This is a genomic window from Pseudomonas sp. Irchel s3h14, from assembly GCF_900187425.1.
Taxonomy (GTDB): domain Bacteria; phylum Pseudomonadota; class Gammaproteobacteria; order Pseudomonadales; family Pseudomonadaceae; genus Aquipseudomonas.
In genome coordinates this window covers 436856-453328 of record NZ_FYDJ01000001.1, presented here as the reverse complement: position 1 = coordinate 453328, position 16473 = coordinate 436856, and the positions used below count along the sequence as shown (strand labels likewise).

16 protein-coding genes are annotated in these 16473 nt (G+C 59.1%); 4 read left to right on the top strand and 12 right to left on the bottom strand.

Annotated features, from left to right (window positions below):
• Positions 1–28 precede the first annotated feature (28 nt).
• On the bottom strand, positions 29–994 hold the full coding sequence (locus CKW16_RS02180) for a GlxA family transcriptional regulator (protein WP_095127253.1): 966 nt from the start codon (positions 992–994) through the stop codon (positions 29–31).
• Positions 995–1368: 374 nt separating this feature from the next.
• On the opposite strand from CKW16_RS02180, the gene CKW16_RS02175 reads away from it, so the two are divergent.
• Complete coding sequence (locus CKW16_RS02175) at positions 1369–2010, top strand: HD domain-containing protein (protein ID WP_095127024.1); 642 nt, start codon at positions 1369–1371, stop codon at positions 2008–2010.
• A gap of 116 nt (positions 2011–2126) precedes the next feature.
• Here the strand turns inward: CKW16_RS02175 and CKW16_RS02170 are convergent, their stop codons facing one another.
• The 8 genes from CKW16_RS02170 to CKW16_RS02135 form a co-directional block, all read right to left on the bottom strand.
• Complete coding sequence (locus CKW16_RS02170) at positions 2127–3020, bottom strand: ABC transporter permease subunit (protein ID WP_095127023.1); 894 nt, start codon at positions 3018–3020, stop codon at positions 2127–2129.
• The gene (locus CKW16_RS02165) at positions 3017–3898 is read right to left on the bottom strand and encodes an ABC transporter permease subunit (protein ID WP_176471507.1); all 882 of its coding nucleotides are present in this window, start codon (positions 3896–3898) and stop codon (positions 3017–3019) included. Before CKW16_RS02165 ends, CKW16_RS02170 begins: the two co-directional genes overlap by 4 nt.
• 35 nt (positions 3899–3933) lie before the next feature.
• On the bottom strand, positions 3934–5076 hold the full coding sequence (locus tag CKW16_RS02160) for an ABC transporter ATP-binding protein (RefSeq protein WP_008150457.1): 1143 nt from the start codon (positions 5074–5076) through the stop codon (positions 3934–3936).
• A 73-nt stretch (positions 5077–5149) separates the two neighbouring features.
• Positions 5150–6247, bottom strand: coding sequence for a polyamine ABC transporter substrate-binding protein (locus CKW16_RS02155; protein ID WP_095127021.1), 1098 nt, complete (start codon positions 6245–6247; stop codon positions 5150–5152).
• A gap of 164 nt (positions 6248–6411) precedes the next feature.
• Positions 6412–7509, bottom strand: coding sequence for a polyamine ABC transporter substrate-binding protein (locus tag CKW16_RS02150; RefSeq protein WP_095127020.1), 1098 nt, complete (start codon positions 7507–7509; stop codon positions 6412–6414).
• Between the two features lie 197 nt (positions 7510–7706).
• On the bottom strand, positions 7707–9071 hold the full coding sequence (locus CKW16_RS02145) for an aspartate aminotransferase family protein (protein WP_095127019.1): 1365 nt from the start codon (positions 9069–9071) through the stop codon (positions 7707–7709).
• A gap of 60 nt (positions 9072–9131) precedes the next feature.
• A complete protein-coding gene (locus CKW16_RS02140; protein ID WP_095127018.1) occupies positions 9132–10490 on the bottom strand; it encodes a glutamine synthetase family protein in 1359 nt (452 codons plus the stop codon).
• Between the two features lie 37 nt (positions 10491–10527).
• Positions 10528–11304: a gamma-glutamyl-gamma-aminobutyrate hydrolase family protein gene (locus CKW16_RS02135; protein ID WP_095127017.1), complete on the bottom strand. Its 777-nt coding sequence runs from the start codon at positions 11302–11304 to the stop codon at positions 10528–10530.
• A gap of 278 nt (positions 11305–11582) precedes the next feature.
• On the opposite strand from CKW16_RS02135, the gene CKW16_RS02130 reads away from it, so the two are divergent.
• The 3 genes from CKW16_RS02130 (at position 11583) to CKW16_RS02120 (ending at position 14574) form a co-directional block, all read left to right on the top strand.
• The gene (locus CKW16_RS02130; protein WP_095127016.1) at positions 11583–12959 is read left to right on the top strand and encodes a glutamine synthetase family protein; all 1377 of its coding nucleotides are present in this window, start codon (positions 11583–11585) and stop codon (positions 12957–12959) included.
• Positions 12960–13161: 202 nt separating this feature from the next.
• A complete protein-coding gene (locus tag CKW16_RS02125; protein WP_095127015.1) occupies positions 13162–13794 on the top strand; it encodes a TetR/AcrR family transcriptional regulator in 633 nt (210 codons plus the stop codon).
• A 15-nt stretch (positions 13795–13809) separates the two neighbouring features.
• Entirely contained in the window at positions 13810–14574 is a 765-nt protein-coding gene (locus tag CKW16_RS02120) for a hypothetical protein (RefSeq protein WP_095127014.1), read from the top strand.
• A gap of 63 nt (positions 14575–14637) precedes the next feature.
• On the opposite strand, the gene CKW16_RS02115 is transcribed toward CKW16_RS02120, so the two are convergent.
• From CKW16_RS02115 to ssuC, 3 genes are read right to left on the bottom strand one after another with little or no spacing between them, the layout of a single operon-like run.
• Positions 14638–14853 carry a molybdopterin-binding protein gene (locus CKW16_RS02115; protein ID WP_003229256.1) on the bottom strand — a complete coding sequence of 72 codons (216 nt, stop codon included), beginning with the start codon at positions 14851–14853 and terminating at the stop codon, positions 14638–14640.
• 33 nt (positions 14854–14886) lie between these two features.
• On the bottom strand, positions 14887–15693 hold the full coding sequence (gene ssuB, locus CKW16_RS02110; protein WP_095127013.1) for an aliphatic sulfonates ABC transporter ATP-binding protein: 807 nt from the start codon (positions 15691–15693) through the stop codon (positions 14887–14889).
• The gene (ssuC, locus tag CKW16_RS02105) at positions 15690–16472 is read right to left on the bottom strand and encodes an aliphatic sulfonate ABC transporter permease SsuC (protein ID WP_095127012.1); all 783 of its coding nucleotides are present in this window, start codon (positions 16470–16472) and stop codon (positions 15690–15692) included. Before ssuC ends, ssuB begins: the two co-directional genes overlap by 4 nt.
• Position 16473 lies beyond the last annotated feature (1 nt).

Genomic DNA, 16473 nt, shown 5'->3' with positions numbered 1-16473 from the left:
GGCCCTGACAGGCAACAACAATGTCAGGTCAAACCATCGCCGCAAAGTTCAGCCTGAATTGCTGCGGTGTCACGCCCAGCCTGCGATTGAACACACTGCGCATGTGCTGGGCATCGCGAAATCCGCACTGATAGGCCACGGTCTTCAGCGGCGAGTGGGTGCTTTCAAGCAGCACCCGCGCCGCGTCCACCCTGGCCCGTTCGACGAATTCCGCCGGGGTGACTTTCGCCTCTTTGGCAAACACCCGGGAAAAGTTGCGGGCGCTCATGTTGGCGGCGTTCGCCAGGTCGGCAATTGCCAGGTCGCCCGTCAGGTTGGCCAACACGTAAAGCTGCACCAACGCCACGGCAGAAGTGGGTTCGGCGTGTGGTGTGAGGAATGGGCTGAACTGTGACTGCCCGCCCGAGCGCTGAGTGAACACCACCAGTCGCTTTGCCACACTCAGCGCTACTTCTGGCCCGTGATCCCTGGCCAGCAAGTACAGCGATAGATCAATCCCGGCCGTGACACCCGCCGAGGTGTAGAGGTCGCCGTCCTGTACGTAAAGACGATCCGCCTCGACCTGAGTCGACGGGCACAACTGCGCCAGCGCCGCGGCGTCGCCCCAGTGGGTGGTCACCGTTCGTCCTTCCAGCAACCCGGCCCGAGCGAGCATGAACGCGCCGTTGCAGATCGAACCAAAGCGTTGCGCCTGCGCGCAGGCATCGCGCAGCCAGGCATCGAATGCCGCACCGAAATCCATGAACGGCAACTGCGGCCCACCGGCCACCAGCAGCAAGTCATAAGCCTCCAGCGCTTCACTGAAATGCCGATGGGCATTGAGTGACAAACCGTTGGAACACGCCATCACCCCGCGCTCGACGCCGATCACCACCAGTCGATAGTGATCTGCCGGCTCAAGGAAACGATTCGCTTCGCAAAACACATCCATGGGACCGGTGACGTCCAGGGACTGAACGCCGGCGAAGACCACGATGGCAACGGTTTTACTCATGGCAAAATTCGCCTTCCAGGTATTGAAATGAAAGTCGGCCACCACACGATCTGTAGCAGCTGCCGAGCCCGCGAGGCTGCGTCCGGCTGCGCAGCAGTCGTGAAATCAGGCACTGCGGTCTTTCAGGTGAATCGCGTGCGCAGGGTTTACGACTGCTTCGCAGCCGAACGCAGCCTCGCGGGCTCGGCAGCTGCTACAGGGCATGCGTGCAACCTGGATTCAAACTTAGCCAATCCGCGACCAACAAGCGAGGTTGGCGCGATATGCATGCTCATTGGCCGGGATCGCAGCCATGGATCGATTGTCCGGTTTCGGGTGCGCGGACAGACTGATCCCATCAGCGCCGCCACGGCGTTCCCCACGAGGACAGCACCATGAGCAGCACCATCGCCGGTATCAAAATCCCCGACAGCGCGTTGGCCAAGGCCACCACGGAATACATTCGCGACGTCGAATCAGACCTGCTGTATCACCATTCGCGTCGGGTGTTTCTGTTCGGCGCCTTGAGCGGTGAACGCAAGCAACTGGCCTACAACCCCGAACTGTTGTACGTCGGCGCGATGTTCCATGACTTGGGCCTGGTGAAGGGTCATCGCACTGACACCGAGCGCTTCGAAGTCGATAGCGCCAACGCTGCCAAAGCGTTCCTCAAGCCTTACGGTTTGTCCAACGACGATATCGAGCAAGTGTGGTTGTCGATTGCCCTGCACACCACACCGGGCGTGCCGCAACACCTGCGTCCTAACGTGGCACTGGTCACCGCTGGCGTCGAAATGGATGTGCTGGGCATCGATTACGCAGCGTTCCCCAGCGCGCAACGCGAAGAAGTGGTGCATGCCCACCCGCGTGGCGAAGGGTTCAAGGAGTGCATCCTGTGTGCGTTCGCCAATGGCTTCAAACACAAGCCGGACACCACTTTCGGCACCGTAAACGCGGATGTGCTGGTCGACAGTGAGCCGGGTTTCAAGCCGATGAACTTTGTCGAGATCATCCGCAAGTCACCCTGGGTTTCCTGACCTGATCGTTCCCACGCTCCGCGTGGGAATGCAGCCCGTGACGCTCCGCGTCACAGTGGACGCGGAGCGTCCATAGAGGCATTCCCACGCAGAGCGTGGGAACGATCATGCGTGGATCAAGCCGCTTCCGGCGCCTGCGGGGCGCGACGCACGTCCGGTTGTTTCCAGGAGTCGGCAGCGCCTTCTTCGATCGCCTGCTGAATCGCACGTTTGCGACTTTCTTCAGCACGACGGCTGAAGAACCAGACCAGGAAGGTCATCAGCGATACCGCCAGCAGAATCAGACTGGCCACAGCGTTGATCTCAGGCTTCACGCCCAGACGTACCGCCGAGAACACTTCCATCGGCAGGGTCGTCGAACCCGGACCGGACACGAAGCTCGCCAACACCAGGTCATCCAGGGACAGGGCAAAGGACATCATGCCGCCGGCCCCCAACGATGGCGCGATCATCGGGATGGTGATCAGGAAGAACACCTTCCACGGCTTCGCGCCAAGGTCCATGGCCGCTTCTTCGATGGACAGGTCCAGCTCACGCAAGCGCGCCGAGACCACCACCGCCACATACGCCGCACAGAACGTGGTGTGGGCGATCCAGATGGTGATGATGCCGCGTTCCTGTGGCCAACCGATCATCTGCGCCATCGCCACGAACAGCAGCAACAGCGACAGACCGGTGATCACTTCGGGCATCACCAGCGGCGCGGTGACCAGGCCACCGAACAGCGTGCGCCCCTTGAAGTGGGTGATACGGGTCAGCACGAATGCCGCCAACGTACCCAGCGCCACCGCCGCCACCGCCGTGTAGCAGGCGATTTCCAGCGAGCGCACCACCGAGCCCATCAGTTGAGTGTTGTCCATCAAACCGACGTACCACTTGATCGACCAGCCGCCCCACACCGTTACCAGTTTCGAGGCGTTGAACGAGTAGATCACCAGGATCAGCATCGGCGCGTAGATGAACAGCAAACCCGCAACCAGCATGAAACTTGAGAAACGGAAGCGCTTCATTCTTTACTCTCCATTTCTTTGGCCTGACTACGGTTGAACAGGATGATTGGCACAATCAGGATCAACAACATCACCACTGCCAGGGCAGAGGCAACCGGCCAGTCACGGTTGTTGAAGAACTCTTGCCAGAGCACTTTACCGATCATCAGGGTTTCCGGGCCGCCGAGCAGTTCCGGGATCACGAACTCGCCCACCACCGGAATGAAAACCAGCATGCAGCCCGCGACAATGCCGTTCTTGGACAGCGGAATGGTGATCTTCCAGAAGCTGTTGAACGTGCTCGAACCCAGATCGGATGCGGCTTCCAGCAGGCTGTTGTCGTGCTTCACCAGGTTGGCGTAGAGCGGCAGGATCATGAACGGCAGATACGAATACACCACGCCGATGTACACCGCGAGGTTGGTGTTGAGGATCTGCAGAGGTTCGTCGATCCAGCCCATGGTCATCAGGAAACCATTGAGTAGACCGTTGTTGCTGAGGATGCCCATCCACGCATACACGCGGATCAGGATCGCGGTCCAGGTCGGCATCATGATCAGCAGCACCAGCACCGTTTGCATCTCTTTACGGGCGCTGGCAATGGCGTAGGCCATCGGGTAACCGATCAGCAAACAGAGGATGGTGCTGATCAGCGCCATCTTCAACGAACCGAGGTACGCGGCGATGTACAACTCGTCACCGGCGAGCATCGCGTAGTTGCCGAGGTTGAGCAGCACCTGCAGCTTCTGCTCGACGAAGCTATAGATCTCGGTGTACGGCGGAATGGCCACGTCGGCTTCGGCGAAGCTGATCTTCAGAACAATGAAGAACGGCAACATGAAGAACATGAACAGCCAGATAAACGGAACCCCGATGACCAGCTGACGGCCACCGGGAATTATTCGATTGAGGCGGCGTTTGAATTTGCGCATGTTCATGAGCGAAGTACCACGCCGCTGTCGTCTTCCCAGTACACGTAAACCTGGTCACCCCAGGTTGGGCGCTGACCGCGGCGCTCGGCATTGGCGACGAAAGACTGGACGATCTTGCCGCTCGGCAGTTCGACGTAGAACACCGAGTGACCGCCGAGGTAGGCGATGTCATGCACCTTGCCGCTGGACCAGTTGTATTCGCAGGTCGGCATGGTCGGCGTCACCAGCAGTTTTTCCGGACGGATCGCGTAGGTCACGGATTTGTCCTGCACCGACGTGCTGATGCCGTGGCCCACGTAAATCTGGCGGTCCAGGTCCTTGCAGGTGATGGTCGCGTGACCTTCAGCGTCGTCGATCACTTCACCGTCGAAGATGTTGACGTTGCCGATGAACTCACAGACCAGACGGCTGGTCGGGGTTTCGTAGATGTCGATCGGGCTGCCGATCTGCGCAATCCAGCCCAGGTGCATGATCGCGATGCGCTCGGCCATGGTCATGGCCTCTTCCTGGTCGTGGGTCACCATGACGCAGGTTACGCCGACCCGCTCGATGATCTCGACAAGCTCAAGCTGCATTTGCGAGCGCAGCTTCTTGTCCAGAGCACCCATCGGTTCGTCGAGCAGCAACAGCTTCGGTCGCTTGGCCAGCGAACGCGCCAGGGCCACACGCTGACGCTGGCCACCGGACAACTGATGCGGCTTGCGCTTGGCGTATTGCGTCATCTGAACCAGCTTAAGCATGTCCGCCACGCGCGCATCGACTTCAGCTGCGGGGATTTTGTCCTGCTTGAGGCCGAACGCGATGTTCTGCGCCACGGTCATGTGCGGGAACAGGGCGTAAGACTGGAACATCATGTTGATCGGCCGCTCGTACGGCGGCATGTCGGTGATGTCTACGCCATCGAGGAAAATGCGCCCCTCCGTGGGCCGTTCGAAGCCTGCGAGCATGCGCAGCAACGTGGATTTGCCCGATCCCGAACCGCCGAGCAGGGCGAAAATCTCGCCTTTCTTGATTTCCAGGGACACATCGTCCACGGCAATCGTCTCGTCGAACTTCTTCGTGACCCGGTCGATTTTGACCAACACCTGTTTAGGTGATTGGTCGCCCTCGAGGGCTTTCTTATAGGCGCCGGAGGCAACTGCCATTTACGAAACTCCCAGAAAAAAAGAGTGCAGTTCGCTCAAGGTGAGCCAACCTTGGATAGTTTGAGCCTTGAAGCTATTTACCCGACTTGACCTTGGTCCAGCTGCGGGTCATCAAACGTTGAATGTTTGGTGGTAACTCGATAGACACGTAAGTCTTGTCGAGGACTGCTTGCGGTGGATAAACCGATTCGTCGGTGCGAATGGACTGTTCCATCAGTGTGTCCGACCCTGGGTTAGGGTTGGCGTAACCCACGGAATCGCTGACCTGGGCGATCACCTCGGGTTTCAGCAAATAGTTGATGAAGGCATGGGCTTCCTTGACGTTGGCCGCATCCTTGGGGATCGCCAGCATGTCGAACCAGAGCGCGCCGCCCTCTTTCGGAATCGAGTAGGCGATGTTCATGCCTTTGCCGGCTTCAGCCGCGCGGGCCTTGGCCTGGAACATGTCGCCGGAAAAGCCGATCGCCACGCAGATATCGCCGTTGGCCAGGTCCGCGATGTATTTGGACGAGTGGAAATAGGTCACGTAAGGCCGCACCGCCAGCAACTTGGCTTCGGCCTTTTTGTAGTCTTCGGGGTTGGTGCTGTTGGCGTTCAGGCCCATGTAGTTGAGGACCGTGGGCATCATCTCATCGGCGGAGTCGAGGAACGCTACGCCGCAGCTGTGCAGTTTCTTGATGTTCTCCGGCTCGAACACCACATCCCAGGAATCGATCTTGTCGAGGCCCAGTACGGCCTTGACCTTGTCGACGTTGTAACCGATGCCGTTAGTGCCCCACAGATACGGCACGGCGTACTGGTTACCCGGATCGTTTTGCTCCAGGCGCTTGAGCAGCACCGGGTCGAGGTTGGCATAGTTGCTCAGCTTGGACTTGTCGAGCTTCTGGAAAGCGCCCGCCTTGATCTGCTTACCGAGAAAGTGGTTGGACGGCACGACCACGTCATAACCGGTACGCCCGGCCAGCAACTTGCCTTCCAGGGTTTCGTTAGAGTCGAAGACGTCATAAACCGGTTTGATGCCGGTTTCTTTCTGGAAGTCTGCCAGGGTCGTCGAACCGATGTAGTCCGACCAGTTATAAATATGCACAGTGCCAGCCGCCTGGACACTAACGGCAAGCGTCAGTCCGGCGCCGACCAGCAGTGCATTGCGCAACAAAGAAAAAAATGGCACGTGGAGGTCCTCTAAAATTAGTTGGGCCCAAGTTGCCCAGCGTTACATGACAGCCATGGCTGCCTGGCAACAAAACCGGCGCGCAACTTACCCTCGAAAAACCGTTCCAGCAAACTTTATAAAGATCCCTGTAGCAGCCGGCGGCAGCTGCTACAGGGTTTTACTTACTTACCGGATTTGATCTTGGTCCAGCTGCGAGTCATGATCCGCTGGGTCGCGGCCGGCAAGTCGGCAATCGCGTACAGCTTGGCCAGCACGTCCTCTGGCGGATAGATGCCTGGGTCGGCGGTGATTTCTTTATCGACCAATGCGGTGGCGGCCGCGTTACCGTTCGGGAAGCGTACGGCGTTGGTGATTTCAGCCATGATTTCCGGCTTCTGCAGGAAGGTCATGAACTTGTAGGCGCCTTCGACGTTTTCGGCATCTTTAGGGATGGCGACCATGTCGTAGAAGCTGCCCGCACCTTCTTTCGGAATGTTGTAGCTGACTTTCACCTTGTCACCGGCTTCAGCCGCGCGGGACTTGGCCTGGTAGATGTCACCCGAGTAACCCACGGCCACGCAGATGTTGCCGTTGGCCAGGTCGGAGATGTACTTGGACGAGTGGAAGTAGCCCACCGAAGGACGAATCTTCAGGAACAGTGCTTCGGCTTCGGCCAGTTGTTTTTTGTCCTGGCTGTCGGTTGGATAGCCCAGGTAGTGCAACGCCACCGGAATCATCTCGGTTGGCGAATCGAGGAAGCTGATACCGCACGACTTCAACTTGGCGGCGTTTTCAGGTTTGAACAGCAGGTCCCAGGAATTGGTTGGCGCATCGGCACCCAGTGCAGCCTTGACCTTTTCGGCGTTGAAGCCGATACCGATCGAACCCCACATGTACGGGAACGCGTGTTCGTTGCCCGGGTCACTTACCGATACTGCTTTAAGCAGGTCAGGGTTCAGGTTCTTCCAGTTAGGCAGCTTGGACTTGTCGAGCTTCTGGTAAACGCCGGCCTTGATCTGCTTGGCCAGGAAGTTGTTCGACGGTACGACGATGTCGTAGCCGGACTTGCCTGCCAGCAACTTGGCTTCCAGGGTTTCGTTACTGTCGAATACGTCGTAAACAACCTTGATCCCCGACTCGGCTTCGAACTTCTTGACGGTATCCGGTGCGATGTAATCGGACCAGTTGTACACGTGAAGAACCTTGTCGTCCGCCTGAACTGCGCCCGCCATCACGCCCATCAGGGACATGGCGAGGAGGGTCTTGCCAGCTATCTTCATACCTAATGCCTTCATGGGTAATGCTCCAATTATTCTTTTTAACCACGTTCTTGTTAACCAAGAGCCAGCGGCCTATTCCTGGGCAACTAAAACAACCGGTAGTCTGGCAAGATCCAAGGCAGGCTTTCAAGGAAAGACCCATCCTTTGTTTGCGCTGAGCGAAATGCGAACTTCGCACCCCGCTCAGAGCCTAGCACTTAGCCCTGCAATGCACTCAGGGTCAGGTCCAGACACTTGCGTGCCTTGGTCACCAACTCATCGATTTCAGCCGGTGTAATCACCAGTGGCGGAGCGATGATCATGGTGTCGCCGACGGCGCGCATGATCAGGCCGTTTTCGAAGCAGAACGTGCGGCAAATCATGCCAGCGCCTTTGCCTTCGTAACGCTTGCGAGTGGCCTTGTCCTGCACCAGCTCGATCGCCCCCAGCAGACCCACCCCACGCACTTCCCCCACCAATGGGTGATCGTTCAGTTCTCGTAGGCGACTCTGCAAATAGGGTGCCGTTTCTGCATGAACGCGCTCGATAATTTTTTCTTCGCGCAGGATGCGGATGTTCTCCAGTGCCACCGCAGCAGCCACCGGGTGCCCGGAATAGGTGAAGCCGTGGTTGAAATCGCCACCTTCGTTGAGCACCGCAACCACTTCGTCACGCACGATCAGGCCACCCATCGGGATGTAGCCGGACGTCAGGCCTTTGGCGATGGTCATCATGTCGGGTTTGAGGTCGTAGAAATCGCTACCGAACCACTCACCGGTGCGGCCGAACCCACAGATCACTTCGTCCGCCACGAACAGAATGTCGTACTTGGCGAGGATTTCCTTGATGCGCGGCCAGTAGGTGTCTGGCGGAATGATCACGCCACCGGCACCCTGGATCGGCTCGGCGATAAAGGCACCGACGTTGTCCACGCCGACTTCCAGAATCTTCTCTTCCAGCTGATTGGCCGCCCAGATACCGAACTCTTCCGGTGTCATCTTGCCGCCTTCAGCAAACCAGTACGGCTGCGCGATGTGGACAATGCCCGGAATCGGCAAGTCGCCTTGTTCGTGCATGTACGTCATGCCACCCAGGCTCGCGCCGGCCACGGTGGAACCGTGATAACCGTTCTTGCGGCTGATGATGACTTTCTTCTTCGGCTGGCCCTTGATCGCCCAGTAGTGACGAACCATACGCAGCATGGTGTCGTTGCCTTCGGAGCCGGAACCGGTGAAGAACACGTGGTTCATGCCTTGTGGCGCGATGTCGGAGATGGCTTTGGCCAGTTCCAGCACCGGCGGGTGAGCCGTCTGGAAAAACAGGTTGTAGTAAGGCAGTTCGCGCATTTGTTTGCTGGCGGCATCGGCCAGTTCATCGCGGCCGTAGCCGATCGCCACGCACCACAGGCCGGCCATGCCGTCGAGGATCTTGTTGCCTTCGCTGTCCCAGAGGTAAACGCCCTTGGCGTTGGTGATGATCCGTGGGCCTTTCTCTTTCAGCTGCTTGAAGTCGCTGAACGGGGCCAGGTGGTGATCGTTGCTCAGGGTTTGCCATTCACGGGTTTTCGGGTTGTTGCTGGTCATGCGAATCTCCTTAAAAAAATCAGGTGAAAGCGCCGCCCAATAACGGCGGCGCCCGGCGCATCAGACGGCGAAGAGCAGGAATTCCCGCTCCCACGAACTGATCACGCGCTTGAAGTTTTCATGCTCGGCCCGCTTGACCGCGACGTAGCCAGTGATGAATTTCTTGCCCAGGTATTTCTCGATGGTCGCGCTGTGTTCCATGCGTTCCAGCGCGTCTTCGATGGTCAGTGGCAGGCGCAGGTTGCGGCGTTCATAGCCACGGCCCACCACCGGCGCACTCGGGTTCAAGCCTTCGACCATGCCGATGTAACCGCAGAGCAGGCTCGCGGCAATCGCCAGGTACGGGTTGGCGTCGGCGCCCGGCAGGCGGTTTTCCACCCGACGGTTTTGCGGCCCGGCATCCGGAACCCGCAGGCCCACGGTACGGTTCTCTTCGCCCCACTCCACGTTCACCGGTGCCGAGGTGTCCGGCAGGAAGCGGCGGAACGAGTTGACGTTCGGGGCGAACAGCGGCAACAGCTCGGGGATCAGTTTCTGCAAACCACCGATGTGGTGCAGGAACAGCTGGCTCATGCTCCCGTCTTCGTTGGAGAAGACGTTCTTGCCGGTCTCGATGTCGATGATGCTCTGGTGCAAGTGCATCGCACTGCCCGGCTCGCCGGTCATCGGCTTGGCCATGAACGTCGCCGCCACGTCGTGCTTGAGCGCGGCTTCGCGCATGGTGCGTTTGAACACCAGGATCTGGTCGGCCAGGGACAGGGCATCGCCGTGACGGAAGTTGATTTCCATCTGCGCCGTGCCGTCCTCGTGGATCAGCGTGTCGAGGTCCAGTTCCTGCAATTCGCACCAGTCGTAGACGTCTTCGAACAGCGGATCGAATTCGTTCGCCGCTTCAATCGAGAACGACTGGCGACCGGTTTCCGGGCGACCGGAACGGCCAACCGGCGGTTGCAGCGGGAAGTCCGGGTCTTCGCAGCGCTTGGTCAGGTAGAACTCCATTTCTGGCGCCACGATCGGCTGCCAGCCCTTGTCGGAATAGAGTTTCAGCACCTTTTTGAGCACGTTGCGCGGCGACAGCTCGATCGGGTTGCCTTGCTTGTCGTAGGTGTCGTGGATCACCTGAGCGGTGGGCTCGATGGCCCAGGGCACAAGGAATACCGCGTTCTGGTCGGGGCGGCAGATCATGTCGATGTCGGCCGGGTCGAGCAGTTCGTAATAGATGTCGTCTTCGACATAGTCGCCGGTCACGGTCTGCAACAGAACGCTCTCGGGCAGGCGCATGCCTTTCTCGGCAATGAACTTGTTGGTCGGCGAAATCTTGCCCCGGGTGATCCCGGTCAAGTCGGCGATCATGCATTCGACTTCTGTGATCTTGTGGTCTTTCAACCAATCGGTGAGCTGGTCGAGGTTGTTACTCATAAATGCCTCTTAGGCTTGGTTTCCTGACTCTTATAAGTCAGGCGTTGTTTAACGCATCGGCGTCGCGTTGTAATGCGCGCTTACGACAGGCATCGCCAAATGCCTGGAAGATCGCAAGGTAATCCGGGTTTGAGCTTACCTGCCATTCGGGATGCCATTGCACTCCTAAAGCAAAACCCTTGCCCTGCGGGACCGAGACAGCCTCGATCAACCCGTCAGGAGCCAAGGCCTCGACGCAAAGGCCCGGCGCCAGACGTTCAACGCCCTGACCATGAATCGAATTGACCTGTATCTCGCTCGCCAGGCCCAGACCTGCGAGCACACCACCCGGTTGAATGTGCACCGGGTGACTTGGCGCATACTGTCCTTCAAGCGGTAGGCTATCGTCTTCACGGTGATCCATGAATGGACCGGCTTCGTGGACTTTTTGATGCAGGCTGCCGCCGAACGCCACATTCATTTCCTGGAAGCCGCGGCAAATACCGAGTACGGGAATGCCGGCCTCGACTGCGGCGCGGATCAACGGGAGGGTGGTGGCATCGCGTGCAGAATCATGTGCAGTGCCCGGCACGCTGGCTGGGCCGCTATAGTGAAACGGTTCTATATTGGAAGGAGAGCCTGTAAAGAGGATGCCATCCAGACCGTCCAGAATATCGGACGGTGCCAGCAAATCGGCCAGGGACGGAAGAATCACCGGCAGGCCCTTGGCCGCTGAAGCCACGGCGCGGACGTACTTGTCGCCACTGATGTGATAAGCATGCAGACCGATCTGCTTAGAGCAGGCGGTGACGCCGATTAACGGCAGGCGAGACATGAAGCACCCCGGTATTATTGGTGTTATGGGTTTGAATCGAGCTTAGCCTTGTTCATTTTTTTACACAACACCCCCGTAAAAAATACAACACGGCCCGCTCAAGCCCGCAGGCGCTAAATCGCTCAAAGGCATAAAAACGCCCCAAAGTGCCTCAAAAAAGCCCCAAGGGTGCTTTTTTAGGGCAAAAAAGGCCTCGCTTGACTTCGGCATGCCGTTCGGGTTGACTGGAATCCGAAGAGATCAATGATTGATATTTTTAACAACAAAGGTGTTGCATCATGTCGGTACCCCCGCGTGCCGTTCAGCTTAACGAAGCGAACGCGTTCCTTAAGGAACATCCTGAGGTTCTGTACGTTGACCTTCTGATTGCGGATATGAATGGTGTGGTGCGCGGCAAGCGCATTGAACGCACCAGCCTCCACAAGGTTTACGAGAAAGGCATCAACCTGCCGGCCTCTCTATTTGCTCTGGATATCAATGGCTCGACGGTGGAAAGCACCGGCCTGGGCCTGGACATCGGCGATGCTGACCGAATCTGCTATCCAATCCCTGACACCCTGTGCAACGAGCCTTGGCAGAAGCGCCCTACCGCGCAACTGTTAATGACCATGCACGAACTCGAAGGTGATCCTTTCTTCGCCGACCCGCGCGAAGTCCTGCGACAAGTCGTAGCCAAGTTTGACGAGATGGGCCTCACCATCTGCGCCGCGTTCGAACTGGAGTTCTACCTGATCGACCAGGAGAACGTGAACGGTCGCCCACAACCGCCTCGCTCGCCGATCTCCGGCAAACGCCCGCATTCGACACAGGTTTACCTGATCGACGACCTCGACGAATACGTCGACTGCCTCCAGGACATTCTGGAAGGCGCGAAAGAGCAAGGCATCCCTGCCGACGCGATCGTCAAGGAAAGTGCCCCGGCGCAGTTCGAAGTGAACCTGCACCACGTTGCCGACCCGATCAAGGCCTGCGACTACGCGGTCCTGCTCAAGCGTCTGATCAAAAACATCGCCTACGACCATGAGATGGACACCACCTTCATGGCCAAGCCTTACCCGGGCCAGGCGGGCAACGGTCTGCATGTCCACATCTCGATTCTTGATAAAGATGGCAAAAACATTTTTGCCAGTGAGGATCCCGAGCAGAACGCCGCACTGCGTCACGCGATCGGCGGTGTGCTCGAGACCCTACCGGCGCAGATGGCTTTCCTCTGCCCGAACGTCAACTCCTACCGTCGTTTCGGCGCACAGTTCTACGTGCCGAACGCACCGTGCTGGGGTCTGGACAACCGTACTGTTGCGGTACGTGTGCCAACCGGTTCCGCCGACGCGGTCCGTCTGGAACACCGTGTTGCCGGCGCCGATGCCAACCCGTACCTGCTGATGGCTTCGGTCCTGGCAGGCGTGCATCACGGCCTGACCAACAAGATCGAGCCGGGCGCACCCGTGGAAGGCAACTCCTACGAGCAGAACGAGCAAAGCCTGCCGAACAACCTGCGCGATGCATTGCGCGAGCTGGACGACAGCGAAGTCATGGCCAAGTACATCGATCCGAAATACATCGATATCTTCGTCGCGTGTAAAGAGAGCGAGCTGGAGGAGTTCGAACACTCCATCTCCGACCTCGAGTACAACTGGTACCTGCATACCGTGTAAGCGGTTGCAGTAAAAACAACGCCATCGGTCGTCAAGGCCGATGGCGTTTTTTTATGGCCGCCTGCGGCGGTTCGCGGGCAAGCCTCGCTCCTACAGGTATGCGTTTGATTTTCCGTAGGAGCGAGGCTTGCCCGCGAAGGCGTCCGACAAGACAACATCAAACCCTGCTCGTACAATGCCCGCTGCCCCGCAGGAGACTTCGATGACCCGACTCGCCACCCCACGCAAACCCCGCGCTCGCAGCCAGGCCCGGATCGATTCGATACTCGATGCCGCCCGCACGCTGCTGGCTGCCGAGGGCGTGGCCAGCCTGTCGATCTATAGCGTCGCCGAACGCGCGGAGATCCCACCCTCCTCCGTCTACCACTTCTTTGCCAGCGTCCCGGCGCTGCTCGAAGCCCTGACGGCCGATGTCCATGCTGCGTTCCGTGCCTGCCTGCAAGCGCCCATCGACCACGAAGCCCTGAACGGCTGGCGCGATCTGTCGCGACTGGTGGAACAACGCATGCTCGCGATCTACAGCGAAGACGCCGCCGCCCGCCAGCTCATTCTTGCCCAGCACGGGCTGACTGAAGTCACCCAGGCCGACCGTCAGCACGACATCGAACTCGGCGACCTGATGCACAAACTCTTCGATCACCACTTCGAATTGCCGAAGCTTCCGACCGATGTCGATGTGTTCGCCCTGGCCATGGAGCTCGGCGACCGCGTCTATGCGCGTTCGGTGCAGCAACATGGGCAGATCACGCCACGCATGGCTGAGGAAGGGATGCGGGTATTCGACGCCTACCTGGGCCTGTATTTGCCGCCCTACCTGTCCAAGCGCGACGCATAACGCAACGAGGTGTTCATGGCGCACGTTCCAGACAACTACCTTGGCGTGTGGCAACGACGCCTGATCAAATTCCAGTCGGGGCGCGTCGACAGCGAAACAGCCGTGTACTGGCTGCAAACCCCGCGCTTGTTTGCCGACCTGCGCATCCCGCCTGCCCCGCTTCCGGTCTTGCCGCTGGAGCAACAGAATCACGCGGACCTGCTGACCCTGAGCGAACAAAAAGGCTTCGCCGGCGTAACCGAGGTCAACGGCGATATTTGCCAGTGGCATCGCAAACTCGACTACCAGCCCGTCAGCACCGAAGAAGACATCGGGCGCATGCATTTCGAAACCAGCGAACGCCTGGTCGAAACCGCCCTGGACGACAGCTACTACGAGATCTGGGAGCGGCTGCCGGACTCTCGCGGCACCTGTCGCGGTCAGTGGTTACAGGCGGTCGATGATCCGACGCGCGTTGCCTGCCTGGTGCTGGCCGGTGACTACTTTCTGTTCGCCGCCAGCCGCGCGGTCGCGCTGAATCCCGGCGGCCATTTGCGTGAACACATTGATGGGGCAACCGCACCGCAACAGCTTGCCTGCGAACTCTCTTTCGGTCGCCACCATGCCGGGCAAACCCCGTGGCACATCGACTATTCCACACTGCCCATACAGACCGGCCAGCCACTGTTGCCGGCAGACATCGATCCAAACGCCAGCGAGCTATTCAGCGACCCACGTTTGCTGTTTTCACTCGGCACCTACGCGCCCGCCGTCGGTTGGCGCTGCGCGCCCGAGCCCTGAACACCCGCGCATAAAAAACCCCGAAGGGCTTACACCCTTCGGGGTCGTTGTTTGCGCACGCGCTTACAACTTGGCGATCGACACCTCGGTGGATTTCACAAACGCGATCACTTCGCTGCCGACCACCAGCTCCAGCTCTTTCACCGAGCGAGTGGTGATCACCGAGGTGACGATGCCGGAAGCGGTCTGTACGTCGATTTCGGACAGTACGTCGCCGAGTACGATTTCCTTGATGGAGCCTTTGAACTGGTTACGAACGTTGATGGCTTTGATCGTCATGATGTTGATTCCTGTCGCTGGATAAGGCTTGAGTTATTGAGCCCAACGCAATTGCGTGGGCAATGGTGAAACAGGTTCCGGTGCCGGCGGTTCGCCGGGCAACGCCAGCACGCGATTGAGGACTTCGGTTTCCAGTGCCGCCAGCCGATGGGAGCCGCGAACCCGGGGGCGCGGCAGCTCAACGTGCAGGTCGAGGCCGACTTCGCCCTCTTCGATCAGGATCACCCGGTCGGCAATCGCTACCGCTTCACTGACATCGTGGGTGACCAGCAACACGGTAAAACCGTGCTTCTGCCAGAGCCGTTCGATCAGCTGCTGCATTTCAATTCGGGTCAGTGCATCCAGCGCGCCCAGCGGTTCGTCCAGCAACAGCAACCGCGGTTGATGGATCAGCGCGCGGGCCAGGGCCACACGTTGCTTCTGGCCACCGGACAAGGCGGCCGGCCATTCATTGGCGCGGTCGGCCAGACCGACCGACTCCAAGGCTTCCAGCGCTTGCGGACGCCAGTTGCCCTTGAGCCCGAGGCCGACGTTGTCGATGACCTTTTTCCAGGGCAGCAAACGCGCTTCCTGGAACATCAATCGAGTGTCTTCCCGCGCCTCACTCAGCGGCGCGGAACCGGCCAGCAATTCACCGCCCGTGGGTTTGTCGAGACCGGCGAGCAAGCGCAGCAAGGTACTTTTGCCGCAACCGCTACGACCGACCACGGCGACAAACTGACCGGCCGGGATGTGCAGATCGATCTCGCGCAGCACTTGCCGCGCGCCGAAGGTTTTTTGCAGCTTGCGCACTGCCAGCGGAATCCCGCGCAGCAGGCGTAGAGGTTGTTGAGCCGTCATGCCGCACCTCCTTTAACAACCTGATAGGCCGGGTGCCAGCGCAACCACACGCGTTCAAGTCCACGGGCCGCGAGGTCGGCGAGTTTGCCGAGTACCGCGTACATAAGAATCGCCAGTACCACCACGTCGGTCTGCAAGAACTCCCGGGCATTCATTGCCAGGTAGCCGATGCCGGAGCTGGCGGAAATGGTTTCCGCGACGATCAACGTCAGCCACATGAAGCCCAGCGCGAACCGCACACCGACCAGAATCGAAGGCAGCGCCCCCGGCAGAATCACCTGACGGAACAGGCTGAAACCGGACAAGCCATAACTGCGGGACATTTCCACCAGCGCCGGATCAACGTTGCGGATGCCGTGATAGGTGTTGAGGTAGATCGGGAACAACGTGCCCAATGCCACCAGGAAAATCTTCGCCGACTCATCGATGCCGAACCACAGGATCACCAGCGGAATCAGCGCCAGGTGTGGCACGTTGCGGATCATCTGCACCGAACTGTCGAGCAGGCGTTCGCCCCATTTCGACAGGCCGGTGATGAAGCCCAAGGTCAGACCGATGCTGCCGCCGATGGCGAAACCCAGCGCTGCACGCCAGCCGCTGATCGCCAGGTGAGTCCAGATTTCGCCGCTGCGCACCAGGCTGACGCCGGCTTCGATGACCGCGATCGGCGCCGGCAGAATCCGTGTCGACAACCAGCCCGCCGACACCGACAACTGCCACACCGCCAGCAGCAAAACAGGTAACGCCCAGGGCGCGAGGTTATGGATAAGTTTCTTCATG